Source organism: Streptomyces tateyamensis (assembly GCF_003205575.1).
GTDB lineage: Bacteria > Actinomycetota > Actinomycetes > Streptomycetales > Streptomycetaceae > Kitasatospora > Kitasatospora tateyamensis.
The window spans coordinates 40847-52946 of record NZ_PYBW01000042.1 but is presented as its reverse complement, the minus strand read 5'-3'; the positions used below and the strand labels follow the sequence as shown (position 1 = coordinate 52946).

The window sequence follows — 12100 nt, the reverse complement described above, 5'->3', positions numbered from 1 at the left end:
ACGCCGGGGAGGAGTCACGTCGGTCTGGACCAGGGTCGGCCCGCGGGTGGAACAGCGCGTGGTGGAGCAACTGCGTGCCGACCTCGCCGGCGGCCGCTGGGCCGAACGCAACCGAGACCTGGCCGCCCTGGACGCGGCCGAGTTGGGGCTGCGGCTGCTGGTGGCGTGACGGGGCTGACGGGCCGGACGGTCGGCCCTCTTGACCGGGGTGGCCCGGCGGGGGCATGAAAGGGGGATGGAGCAGCGGCGGCGGGCAGGGGCGGCGATCGTGCGGTGGCCGGTCGCGTTGGCGTGGGTGTGCGCGGGGGCCGCGCTGGTGGTGGTCGGGTACTGGGCGGTGTGGTTCACCCACCGGTCGGTGATCGCCAGCAGCAGCCGGCCGTCCTACCTGGACTTCGAGAACGCCTTCCCAGCGGCGGACGGCTGGCTGACGCTCTGTCTGCTGCTGGCCGCGCTCGCCCTGCTGCGCGGGTGGGCGAGCGCCGGGTACTGGCTGCTCGCCGCCGGGGCGAGCGGGCTCTACCTGTTCGGTATGGACGTCTGCTACGACGTTCAGCACGACGTCTGGGCAGCGGGCGCGGGCGGGGCGGTGGAGGGTGCGATCAACGCGCTCACCCTGGCGCTGAGCCTGCTCCTGCTCCGGGTGTCGTGGACGGCGCTGGTCGGCCCGGCCGCGGAGGAGTGAGCCGTCGGCGCCGAGCTGCCCCATGTACCACTCGCCGTCGGCTCACGCTCCGGCTCCGGATTTTGCGAGCGTGGCGTCCAGGGCGGCGTGGAGCCAGGTGTGGGCGGCGCCGAGGGTGGGGGGTGTGGTGAGGTCGGCGGCGAGGGACCAGTACTGGGTCATGACCGGGTCGGCAGTGCGGGTGAGCAGGGTGGTGAGGGAGCGGCGGAAGGCGGGGGTGTCCTGCTGGTCCAGGGAGCGGGCGTGGGCGGCGACGAAGCAGTCCACGGCCGCGCCGTCGCCCTGGGCCGGCGTGTGACCCGCCGTCAGGTCGGGTAGCGCGAGCTCGTACGCCTCGCGGAGGCCGTCGTAGAGCAGGGCGGGCCGGTGCCAGGGTTCGGGTTGACGGGCCGCCAGGCAGGCGTTGCTGACGCCGGAGACCAACTGGGTCAGCCGGGCGAAGGCGAGCACCTGGCCGGGCGCCGGGTCGGCGGGCGGCTGCGGCACGGCGGCGTCGACGATCGAGGAGGTGAGCCCGGTCGGCAGCCGGGCCGGCAGGACCAGCCGCCAGAAGCGGGCCAGGACGGCGGTGCTCGGCGGGGTGGTGATGCCACCGATCAGGCGCAGCCGTTCGGCGCGCTGGGCCGGGGTGCACTCGTGCAGCAGCCGCAGAGCGGCCTCGCGCCAGCGCAGGGCGGTCAGTTGGCTGCCCAGCTGGGTCAGTTGGCGAGCGACGGCGTCCTCCAGCGCGCTGTCCAGAGCGCCCGGGCCGTCCGGTTCGGCGGGGTCGGCAGCCGTGTCCAGCACCCGGCCGACCTCCGGTACCGGCAGGTCCAGCGCGCGCAGCGAACGGATCAGCTGCAGCCGGTCGAGCGCCTGCGGGTCGTAGCGGCGATGGCCCCCGCTGCTGCGGTCGGCCTCCGGCAGCAGACCGCGGTCGGAGTAGAAGCGCACGGTCTTGACGGTGACCCCGGCGAGCCGGGCCAGCTCGCCGATGCTGAGCAGGCCGTCGGGAGACGGGGACGGGAGCGGGGGCGCGGACACGACTTGAACCTCCCTCAGGGGGAGTTCCTACCGTACCCGTAGGTGCACGGCCGGGTTCGGCCGACCGTGCGGATCGAGGCGTGGAGGAGATGCCATGACGGCCACCGGAACGGTCACGGGTGCGGGTGCGGGTGCGGGTACGGGTGCCGGGACAGCGTTCATCCTGGTGTCGGGCCCGTTCACCGACGGCCGGGTCTGGACCGGGGTGACGGAGCGGCTGCGCGCGGCGGGCTGCGAGGTGCACCCGGCGACGCTCGCCGGCGCCGACCCGGGCGCCGGCCAGAACGTCGACCTGGAGGCCCACATCGCGGCCCTGGTCGAGCTGATCGACGTCGTCGAGGCCCCGACCCTGGTACTGGTCGGCCACGACTACGGCATCCACCCGGTGCTGGGCGCCGCCGACCGGCGGGCGCGGCGGGGGGCCCGGATCGTGTACCTGGACGCCGGGCTGCCGCAGGACGGGGACCCGGCGCTCGCCGCCGTCCCGGACCGCAGCGTGCACGAGCTGCTGTCCGCTGCCCCCGCCGACCCCGTGCCGGTGCCGGCGCCGGACGGCTGGCAGCGCTGGGGCAGCACCGCCGGCCTGACCGAGGACCAGCTGTCGCAGCTCACCGCGCTCGCCGCGCCCCAGCCGCCCGCCACCCTGACCCAGCCACTGAAGCTGACCGGCGCGCTCGCGGCCGTGCCGACCAGCGGCATCCTGTGCACCGCGGGCGGGATGAGCATCGACGGCCTGCAGCAGCTGGTGGCCGTCGGACCGCCGCAGGTGCGTGCGCTGGCCGACCCGCGGGTCGGGTTCTTCGAGCTGGCCACCGGGCACTGGCCGATGCTCTCCGCCCCCGCCGAACTCGCCGAGGTGCTGGTGCGCGCCGCCGCGGGCGAGGGGCGCCGGCTGACGCCGCCCGCCGAGGGGCAGAGCCCGTACGGGCGCCCGTTCCTGCTGGACCCGCCCAAGCGGCCGTGGGTGCGCAACGGCCGCCTGGACCTGCACCTGCCCGAGGGCGACGGCGGACCGTACCCGGCGGTGCTCTTCGTGCACGGCGGCCCTGTGCCGCGCGACGCCTACCCGACGTCCCGGGACTCGGAGTTCTTCCTCGGCTACGCCCGGTACGCGGCCGGCTTCGGCGTGGTCGGCGCCACCGTCGACCACCGGCTGCACGGGGTGGCCGACTGCGCCCAGGCCGCCGCCGACGTGGCCGAGGCGGTCGAGGCGCTGCGCGCCGACCCCCGGGTGGACCAGGACCGGATCGCGCTCTGGTTCTTCTCCGGCGGCGGCCTGCTGAGCGCCGACTGGCTGGGCGCGCCACCCGCCTGGCTGCGCTGCCTGGCGGTGAACTACCCGGTGCTGGCGCCGCTGCCCGGCTGGAACACGCTGGAGCCGCGGTTCCGACCGGTCGAGGCGGTGCGCGGTGCGGGCGCCCTGCCGATCGTGCTGACCAGGGCCGGGTTGGAAGCCGCCGAGATGGCGGCCACGGTGGCGGCCTTCGTCGCGGCGGCGCAGGACGCCGGGGCCGCGCTGGAGGTCATCGACGTGCCGAACGGCCACCACGGCTTCGAGGCCGTCGACCGGACCGAGGAGTCGCGGGCGGCGGTCGAGCGGGCGGTGCACACGGTGCTGGGCCACCTGCACGGCTGACCGGGCATCAGGGGCCGCCGCCGCACCGGCGGGGGCCCCTGGCAAGGCATCTGACGGGACATCAGCCCGGCAGCGAGTCCATGAACGAGCTCACCGAGAAGACCGCCTTGCCCGGACCCGCCGGGCCGTAGCCGGGCGGGGAGGAGAGGCCGAACTCCTCCAGCGCCGCGCGGTAGGTTCGCAGCAGTCGGATGTGGTACTCCAGCGGCGCGCCGCCCGGGTTGGCCTTGCCCAGCGGGGTGGTGGGCTCCGGGCACCAGGTGGTGAAGCGCGGCACGATGCCGTGCGACATGAAGAACCGCAGGCCCTCCTGGGTGGAGGCGATCGCCTCGTCGACCGTGGTGAACCCGAAGGGCTCGGCCATCTCCACCCCCGCCACGAAGTTGGGGATCACGTTGGCCGCGCCAAACACCTCGGCCGAGTCCAGGATCCGGCGGTGCCACTCGGCACGGCCCACGTACCGCTCCTTGCCCGGGCAGTACAGCTCGAACAGCCGCTGGTCCCAGACCTCGAAGTTCGGGTGGTAGATCCGCACCCCGTAGTCGTGGAACCGCTGCACGTCCTCGCGCGGCAGGGCCTGCGCCACCACCTTGCCGATCCACCGGCCCGGGAACCGCTCCTCGATCGCCTTGGCGTACTGCCCGTAGAAGTCGGCCTCGTCCTTGCCGCCGACCTGCGAGGTGATCGCGCCGCCGGTGAGGGTGTACGCCTTGGAGGTCCCCGCCGTGTCGTGACGGTCGATCAGCTCCAGAGCCTCCAGCACCTCCTCGACCGGCTTGACCCCGGTGTACGGGCGCCCGGCCGCCTTGTGCTGGCGCCAGTTGTGGTTGATGTCGCAGTACTGGCACTCCTCCTTGGCGCCGAAGTACTGGCAGACCCGGAAGACCGTCAGGTAGATCAGGTAACCCCACTGGATGGTGGGTGCCACCTCCATCACCGACTTGCCGTTGGCCAGCGTGTGCCGGTAGTAGTCCGGCATCGGGGGCAGGCCCACCTCGGCGATCCGGCGGCCGTCCAGGTAGAGGCCGAGCGTTCCGTCCTCGCCGGCGCCGACCCGGTACGGCGAATCCGGGTTGACCCGCACCGAGACCACCGTGCGGCGCAGCTCGTACGGACCGCCGGTCAGCACGATCTCCTCCGGCGGCCGGTTGAGCGCGGCCGCACCGAGTTCGGGCAGCGTGCGGTGGTCGAAGGAGAAGATGAAGTAGGACTTCGGCTTGACCTCGCCGCCCGCACCGCCGGCGCCACCGCTGAGCGCCGACTCGTCGAAGGCCATGCCGCCGCGCAGCAGGTCCTCCTTGATCACCGCCTCCCGGGGCACCTCGGGGAACCGCTCCATCAGGTCCTCGACCAGCTCGGTACGGGTACCCGCCTGAGGCATGCCTGTTCTCCCTCCCGGCCCTCTCGGTGCGGGCCTCGTTCGTCATCATCGCAAGCCGCCCGGCCGGATCGTGCGCGGGGGCGCGCGGCCGGCAGGGGCGTGTCCGGGCGCGCCGAGGTAATCGTCAAGGAGAAGTTGACGTCCGGGAGGCGTCAACCTAAGATTGACGCATGAGTCCACTCGACATCAGCCTCGCCGACCTGATCGCTCGGCTCGACGAGGAGCTCCCCGACGCCAGTGAGCTGGCCCGGATCAGCGAGGCGCGACTGCGCGCCCAGACCCTGTCCGACCTCGGTGACCAGCTCATCGACCACTACGTCAGCAAGGCCAAGCAGAACGGCGCCTCCTGGACCCAGATCGGCGACGCCATCGGGGTCTCCAAGCAGGCCGCCCAGCAGCGCCACGCGCCCTCCGCCTTCGAGCGGTTCACCAACCTGAACCGCCACAGCATCGTGCTGGCGCAGGAGGCCGCCCGCACGCACAAGCACGACTCCATCGGCACCGAACACCTGCTGCTCGGCCTGCTCGGCGAACCGCGGGGCGTGGCGTACGAGGTGCTGGTGGCGAAGGCCGGGTCGGAGCAGCGCGTCCGCGACGCGATCGAGGAGGTGCTGCCGCCGGCCGGCGAGAAGGCGCTGCGCGGCCACATCGCGTTCCGGCCGGAGAGCAAGGAGGCCATCGAGCAGGCCCGCCGCGCCTCGGCCGACCTCGGCCACGGCCGGGTCGGCACCGAACACTCGCTGCTGGGGCTGATCCAGGTGGCGCAGAGCCCGGCCGCGCAGGTCCTGCACACCCTCGGCTTCACGCCGGACGAGTTGCGCGAGAGGGTCAGGACCGAGGCCGCCGGACGGGGCGCCGCGGGCGAGGAGTAGTAGCCGGCAGGCCGTCTGTGGTGCGCGATCGGCCGGTCGCCCACCCGGACGGCTCGTTGCCGCAGCTGCGGCGCCGGCCCACGGTGTCCCCGTTCAGGCGCAGGGGAGCGCGGGTGGCCGCCGGGCGGGGGGTCAGCGCAGCGGGACGGCGTAGATCGGCTCCTGGCCGAAGGAGGTGAAGCCCGCCTTGCGCAGGATCGGGGCCGAGGTGTTCACGTTCCCCTTCACCACGGCCATCCTCGCGCCGTGCTCCGCCGCGTAGGCCAACCGCGCGTCGAGGAGCGCCCGGTAGATGCCCCGGCCGCGTTGGGCGGGGACCACGACCCCGCCCGAGAGCCGGGCGACACCGTCCAGCAGCGACAGGTCGCCGAAGCCGACCGGCGTCCCGTCCAGGTAGGCGACCAGCATGCCGCCACCGCCCGCGGGGACGGAGGCCGCATCCTTGGCCGCCCGCGCCTCGATCCGCGCAACGGGGGGCAGGGCGCCGCCGAACCCGGTGAGCGCGACTGCCATGCCGTCCCGCGAGGTCTCGAAGTCCGTCGCCCATCGGACCGTCAGGTCCGCTACGGGCGAGGGCAGCGCGGGCCCGTCCTCGCGCAGGTCCCGGGCCAGGACGTCCAGCGCCATCTTCACCTGCCCGCCGCGTGCCGTCAGCTCGGCGGCCAGTCCGGCGGGCGCGCCGAGTCCGACCTCCCAGTCCAACGCCGGGACCTCGAGCGCCCGCGCCCGCTCGATCACCGCGTCCACGGCCGGACCGAGCGGGCCGCTCGGTGTGAAGGCGAGCACCGAGAGGTCCCAGGCGAAGTGCTCGGGCATCCGCGCGATCGTGAACTCCTCGCCCTCGACGAGCTCGGCATCGTCCGGGATCCATGTCCACGCCGCACAGGCGGCCGCAACGTCAGTGGCTGTCAGGAGCATGCGTCGCATCCTAACTGCCTTGCCTTGCCTCGCCTTGCCTCGCCGTGCCTCGCCGTGCCGTGAGCCGGGCCGGTGAACTGACGGTGGACCAGCTCGCCCGGCGAGCGCGTCGGGCGCCGCCTCAGCCCCCGAAGGACTTCCCGGCTCCGAGCAGGGTGAGGAGGGGGCCCCAGGCCGCTGCGCCGAGTTGGGCGTCCGCGTCGGGCGTCCCGCCATAGGCGAAGACGGCGGAGGGTACGGCGGGTTCCTCGCCCGGGAGGTGGAGACGGTGGCCGGCGTCGGGGCGGGTGACCAACTGGACCGGGGCGCCGGCGGCGCGGCGGCGGGTGGCCAGGTGTTCGGCGTACCGGAGAGAGGGCCACATCTGGTCGTCGCCGCCGGCGATGAGCAGGAGGTCGGCGGCGGCGATCTCCACCGGGATGCCGGCGGCGGCCAGGCGCTCGGGGTAGCTCTGTTCGCTCAGTTCGTACCAGCCGCGGATCGCCACGGGGCCCCCGCTCCCCCCTTCGGGCTCCCAGGCGTCGCCGGCCGCCGGGACGAAGGGCAGCGGCCGGCCCCGCCAGCTCCAGGAGGAGCGCCAGGGCCGGTCCTTCCCGTCGAGGCCCGGTCCGACGTTGCACCAGACCAGTGCGGTCGGTGCGACGGCCACCACCGCGTCGACGCGCGGCTCGTGCACGGCGGTGAGCATCGCGGCCTCGGCGCCCTTGGACCAGCCGAGCAGGGAGATGCGCTCCGCGCCACGAGACCGGAGCAGGTCGACGGCTGCGACGAAGGTCTCCAGCGGGACCTCACAGATACCGGGCGGCTGCCCCGGTCCGCCGAACCAGCGGATGGCCAGGGTGAGGAAGCCCTGTTCGGCGAGCAATCTCGCCCGGTGCCGGTCGATCCGGCCGCTCGATCCGGCCAGGACGAGGACGGCGGCGCGGCTACCTGCGGCCGGCTCCAGCAGCACCCCTTCCCAAGGGGTCGTCAGCTCGTGCTCGATGACGGTCACGGTGTCCCCATCTCCCCGTACGAAGCCCGCGGAGAGGCTATCAGCGGGCCGAGACGCACCGGTGGGCCGGGCGGTGACGGCAGGGCGGTTTGCTCGGGTGTGCAGAAATTCTTCTTGCTTGCCTGAGCAAAGGGGCGTACCGTTTTGCTCAGGCAAGCAAGGAACTGCTCAGGCAAGCAGATGAGGGGGTGGCGGAGATGGCAAGGACGGTGACCGAGACGGCCCGGCGCGGGCAGATCGTGCAGGCCGCGATCGAGGTGATCGCGACCGAGGGGTACGCCAAGGCGTCCTACGCCCGGATCGCCAAGCAGGCCGGGCTGAGCAGTACGGGGATGATCTCGTATCACTTCGCAGGCAAGGGGGACCTGCTGCGCGAGGTGGTCGGGGAGGTGCTCCGGCTGTCGGGGGAGTACATCGTGCCCCGGGTGGAGGCGCAGAGCGGGGGCCGCGCGCGGCTGCGGGCGTTCATCGAGGCCAACGTGGGCCTGGCGGCGGTCTACCCGCAGCAGCTGCTGGCACTGATGGAGGTGCTGAACGTGCTGGGGGAGGACCCGCAGGGTCAGTTCGCCGAGACCCGCAGCGAGCTGATGGAGGCCCAGGTGCGGGCGGTGCAGGCGGCGCAGGAGACCGGCGAGTTCGGGCAGTTCGACGCCCGGGTGCTGGTCACCGCGATCCGGGGCGCGGTGGACGCCGTGCTGAGCCGCGCCGTGAAGGACCCGGCGCTAGACCCACTGGCCGCCGCCCGCGAGCTGGCCGAACTCTTCGACCGGGCCGTCCGGCCCGCCAACTGACAAGCGAAGCATGAGATGGGGGACATCATGAACGAGAAGCAGAACAGCACGGTGGCAGTGGCGGGTGCGGGTGCGGGTGCGGGTGCGGGGACGGATGCAGTGGCGGGGGCGGGGGCGGTCGGCACGCCGGGATCGGCTGCGGCGGTACCGGAGGGCGGGGCCCCGGCGGGGAGCCAGGTGAGCGAGAAGGAGAAGGCCGCCCGCGCCAAGCGGATGCTCGTCCAGTCGCTGCTCTTCGAGGCCGCCCTGCCGATCGGCGGCTTCTACCTGCTGCACGGCATCGGGCTCAACCAGTGGCTGGCGCTGACCCTGAGCGGACTGGCCACGGTGCCCTGGCTGGTCTACGGCTTCGTCCGCCGGCGCCGGGTGGAGGCGATGCCGCTCTTCTCGCTGCTGCTGATCGCCGTCGGCACCGTGCTCTCGATGGTCACCGGCAGCCCGCGGCTGCTGCTGGTCCGGGACAGCTGGGTGTTCGGCATCATCGGGCTGTGGGTCCTGGGCTCCCTGGCCACCCAGCGCCCGTTCATGCTCAGCATGGCCCGCACCATCGTCAGCACCAAGATCGGCGAGGCGGGCGCGGCCGCGTACGTCGCCCAGTGGCACACCGACGAGCGGTTCCGGCACCACATGCGGGTGCTGACCGCCTTCTGGGGCGCCGGGTTCGCCCTCGACACCGTCATCCGGGTGGTGTTCGCGATGACCCTGCCGGTCAACACCGTCCCGCTGGTCAACGGCCTGCAGTGGATCGCGGTGCTGGGTGTGCTGATCGGCGGCCACTACTGGTACGTGACCAAGAACGGCCTGAAGGTCTGACGGAGCGTCACTGTGCGGTGGTGTGCTGCACCCGGTGCCGGCAGCGGGTGCCGGAGCCGGATGTCGACAGCGGGTGGGGCGGGGCCGACCGGCCCCGCCCCACCCGCTGTGGCGCTGTCAGCCCACCAGGAGCAGGCTCGCCAGTGCCTCGGCGGTCTCGGGGTACCGGGCCGGCAGGGCCAGCCCCGCCGCCGCGGGCTGCTGCCAAACCCCTTCGCAGCCCAGCAGAGCGGCCAGCGCGTCGCAGCTCGCCGGGTGCGCCGCCAGCAGTGCCGAGCCCTGGTCCGTGCCGATGCCCGAGCTGGTGCGCCGGGGCCGGACCGGGGCCGGCGCCGACTCCGCCAGCCACGGCGGCGTCCAGGCGTCCAGCGCGCCCAGCTTGCCGGGGAAGATCCGCCCCGCCTCCCGGGTGAGCAGCGGCGCCAGCTCGGCACCGCCGGCCCGCAGGGTGGTGATCAGGGTGGGCAGCCACGGCAGCAGCACCGCGTCCGGCAGCCGGGCGAAGGCGTTGGAGACCGCCTCCACCACGAAGCCGGTCAGCCCCGGCACCGGCTCCAGCGCCTGCACCAGCCCGCTCAGGTAGCGCGGGTAGGCGGGCAGCACCAGCGGGTTGGCGAGCAGCGCGTCGCAGCGTTCGCGCAGCTCGGTCCGGCTCAGCGTGCCCAACTGCACCTGCGCGGCCCACAGCAGTGCCGTCCGGTCCGGCTCCTGCGGGTGCGACTGGGCCACCGCCAGCTCCAGTTGGGTCCGGTCGCAGCCCAGCGACAGTGCCAGCGACTCCATGCTGAACAGGAAGCCGAGCATGGCGGCGAGTTGGCGCACCGTCGCCTGGTCGTCGGCGAACGCGATCGGCAGCAGGGTGCAGTAGTGCGCGTACCCGGTCTTCACGAAGGACTCGATCCACCCCGGCAGCACCGGCTCGCTGGTCCGGTAGTGCGCGAGCAACCGCCTTATACGGCCCAGCACTTCGGGCGCGCCGTCGACACTGCGCTCGTTCGCCAACAGGTAAAGTGCCCGGGTGCCGAGCTCGTCGGCCAGCCGGCGGCTGCCCAGCAGGCGCAGGGCGTCCTCCACCGCCGCCAGTGCCACCGCCGCGGTGGCCTGCGGACCGTGGGCGGCCCGGCGCAGCCGCTGCTCCAGCACCTGCTCGATGCTCACGCCCTCGTAGCCGAGTTCGATCAGGGCCCGCTGGTGGGTGCCGAGCGCCAGGTCCCAGGACTCCTGGAGGGACCGCCGGCCCAGCTCGCGCTCGCCCATGATCGGGCGGGCCGCGCCGTCCGGCAGCAGCTGTCGCAGGATCCACAACGCGTCCGAGCAGGCGTTGAGTTGGGGTTGGCCGGTGAGGTCGAGCAGAGCCCGTTTGACGCCGCGCTGCTGGAGGTTCAGGCCGAGCGGGGCGAGCCGGTCGTGCACGTCGCGGGCCAGCGGCGGCAGCGACTCGTAGCCGACCTGGCCGATCCGGTCGCCGCCCATCATGATCTCGACCAGCCGCCCCACGTCCCGCCGGCCCGGTACCGCGTCCTTCTCGATGCAGGTCACCGCCGCGTCCTGGAAGTCGTACGGGGTGGGCCGGGCCCGGTCGCGCATCCCCGCCAGCAGGATCGAGGTCTCGAAGACCGCGATCGCGTCGGCGGTGGAGGCCAGGTAGCCGGCCCGGCGGGCGGCGCGCACGATGTCCACGGACCAGGTGAGGAGTTCGGCCTCGTCCAGGGCGTCGAGCACCGGCGGGCGCTGCAGGAAGCCGGTGAGGCGGTCGGCGGGCGGGAGGACTGGTGCGGGTGCGGCGGATGCGGCGGGTCCGGGGAGTGCGGGCGGGAGGGCTGTCGTGATGCTCTTCTTCGTGGTTCTCGTGGTCTTCGCAGTCCTGGTGGCCTTGGCGGATCCCGCCTGACCCGCGAGGCGGAACGGCTGCACCCCCGTCCGCTTGAGGTTCTTCGCCCAGACCGAGGCCGCGATCGAGACCGACCCTGCCGCCAGTGCGAACTGCGCCTCGATCGCCGCGTGGCTGGACGGGATCAGCCCGTACCGCCAGGCGGTGACGGTGCGCTCGCCGATCTCGAAGGTGTCGCTGCCGTGCACGCCGAACTCGGCCACCCGGCTGGCCGCGTGGAAGGCGCCGCAGACGTACAGGCAGTCGGCCGGGTCGGTCCCGGTGGCCGCCAGGTGCGCGCGCATCCTGGTCCACATGTACCGCTCGCGGTCCTCGTCCACCCTGGTGCGCCGGACGTCGCCCGGGGCAAGTCGGCGGAACAGGCTGCCGATCAGCAGCATCACCTGCCGGTAGGTGTCGTGGTCGGCGTCGCCGAGCGAGAGTTCGACGTACTGGTGCCACCACTCCGACCAGTGCCGCACCTTGCCGTGGTGCAGCAGGTACTGCTCCAGTTCGGCGAACCGGGGCCGCAGGTCGCCCAGTTCGACGCCCACCGCGTCGCCGTGCAGCGCGGACTCCTCGTCCTCGGGCAGCTCGCCGGCCGCCGGGCGCGGCTCCCACTGGAACACGTGGTCGCTGGAGCGGTCCACCAGCACCAGCTCCACGCCCGGGGTCTCCAGCGCGTAGGCGATCGCCTGGTACTCCGCGGAGGCCTCGGTGATCGGGGCCACCACCGAGAGCGGGGCCCACTCGGCGGGGAAGCCGTCCACCTCGCCCGCGAAGGCCTGCAAAGCCACCGGCAGGCGGCAGTTGCGCAGCTCGGTCAGCAGCGGGGCCAGGTCCTCGCAGAGCTCCAGGTAGACCACCTTGGGCTGCTTCTCGCGCAGCCGGCGGGCCATCGCGGTGGCCGAGGCGGGCGAGTGGTGGCAGACCGGGAAGATTTCCAGCGGCTCGCGCACCGCGCGGTCCACGTCGTCGACCAGGCCGAGCAGCAGCTCCGCGAGTGCGTCCGGCCCGTCGGCGAACGCCTGCGCGGCTTCCTGGAGTTGGGCGCGAAGCGGGTCGAAGACCGGCGGCTGGTGGGGGGACATCGGGGCGGCCTCCTCGGCGGCGGACG

The 12100-nt window shown here is 73.6% G+C and carries 10 protein-coding genes; 5 read left to right on the top strand and 5 right to left on the bottom strand.

Annotated elements, in window-relative coordinates; translation table 11 throughout:
- The first annotated feature begins 235 nt into the window (after nt 1-235).
- Entirely contained in the window at nt 236-685 is a 450-nt protein-coding gene (locus tag C7C46_RS13815; RefSeq protein ID WP_110669342.1) for a hypothetical protein, read from the top strand.
- 42 nt (nt 686-727) lie between these two features.
- Here C7C46_RS13815 and C7C46_RS13810 read toward each other — a convergent pair whose 3' ends face one another.
- Nucleotides 728-1708, bottom strand: a complete 981-nt coding sequence (locus C7C46_RS13810; protein WP_245984403.1) for a MerR family transcriptional regulator — start codon at nt 1706-1708, stop codon at nt 728-730.
- Between the two features lie 94 nt (nt 1709-1802).
- On the opposite strand from C7C46_RS13810, the gene C7C46_RS13805 reads away from it, so the two are divergent.
- Nucleotides 1803-3344, top strand: a complete 1542-nt coding sequence (locus tag C7C46_RS13805) for an alpha/beta hydrolase family protein (RefSeq protein WP_110669340.1) — start codon at nt 1803-1805, stop codon at nt 3342-3344.
- A 61-nt stretch (nt 3345-3405) separates the two neighbouring features.
- Here C7C46_RS13805 and C7C46_RS13800 read toward each other — a convergent pair whose 3' ends face one another.
- Nucleotides 3406-4725 (bottom strand): radical SAM protein, encoded by a 1320-nt coding sequence (locus tag C7C46_RS13800; RefSeq protein ID WP_110669338.1) that lies wholly within the window; start codon nt 4723-4725, stop codon nt 3406-3408.
- Between the two features lie 170 nt (nt 4726-4895).
- On the opposite strand from C7C46_RS13800, the gene C7C46_RS13795 reads away from it, so the two are divergent.
- Complete coding sequence (locus tag C7C46_RS13795) at nt 4896-5597, top strand: Clp protease N-terminal domain-containing protein (RefSeq protein WP_110669335.1); 702 nt, start codon at nt 4896-4898, stop codon at nt 5595-5597.
- A gap of 132 nt (nt 5598-5729) precedes the next feature.
- On the opposite strand, the gene C7C46_RS13790 is transcribed toward C7C46_RS13795, so the two are convergent.
- Both C7C46_RS13790 and C7C46_RS13785 read right to left on the bottom strand, forming a co-directional pair.
- Nucleotides 5730-6515 carry a GNAT family N-acetyltransferase gene (locus C7C46_RS13790; protein WP_181442344.1) on the bottom strand — a complete coding sequence of 262 codons (786 nt, stop codon included), beginning with the start codon at nt 6513-6515 and terminating at the stop codon, nt 5730-5732.
- A 121-nt stretch (nt 6516-6636) separates the two neighbouring features.
- On the bottom strand, nt 6637-7509 hold the full coding sequence (locus C7C46_RS13785) for an acyl-CoA thioester hydrolase/BAAT C-terminal domain-containing protein (RefSeq protein WP_110669331.1): 873 nt from the start codon (nt 7507-7509) through the stop codon (nt 6637-6639).
- A gap of 197 nt (nt 7510-7706) precedes the next feature.
- Here C7C46_RS13785 and C7C46_RS37305 point away from each other — a divergent pair, with 197 nt between their 5' ends.
- Both C7C46_RS37305 and C7C46_RS13775 read left to right on the top strand, forming a co-directional pair.
- On the top strand, nt 7707-8300 hold the full coding sequence (locus tag C7C46_RS37305; RefSeq protein ID WP_110669354.1) for a TetR/AcrR family transcriptional regulator: 594 nt from the start codon (nt 7707-7709) through the stop codon (nt 8298-8300).
- A 27-nt stretch (nt 8301-8327) separates the two neighbouring features.
- Nucleotides 8328-9113 (top strand): VC0807 family protein, encoded by a 786-nt coding sequence (locus C7C46_RS13775; RefSeq protein WP_245984402.1) that lies wholly within the window; start codon nt 8328-8330, stop codon nt 9111-9113.
- Nucleotides 9114-9230: 117 nt separating this feature from the next.
- On the opposite strand, the gene C7C46_RS13770 is transcribed toward C7C46_RS13775, so the two are convergent.
- Nucleotides 9231-12074 (bottom strand): DUF5682 family protein, encoded by a 2844-nt coding sequence (locus C7C46_RS13770; protein ID WP_110669327.1) that lies wholly within the window; start codon nt 12072-12074, stop codon nt 9231-9233.
- Nucleotides 12075-12100: the final 26 nt, after the last annotated feature.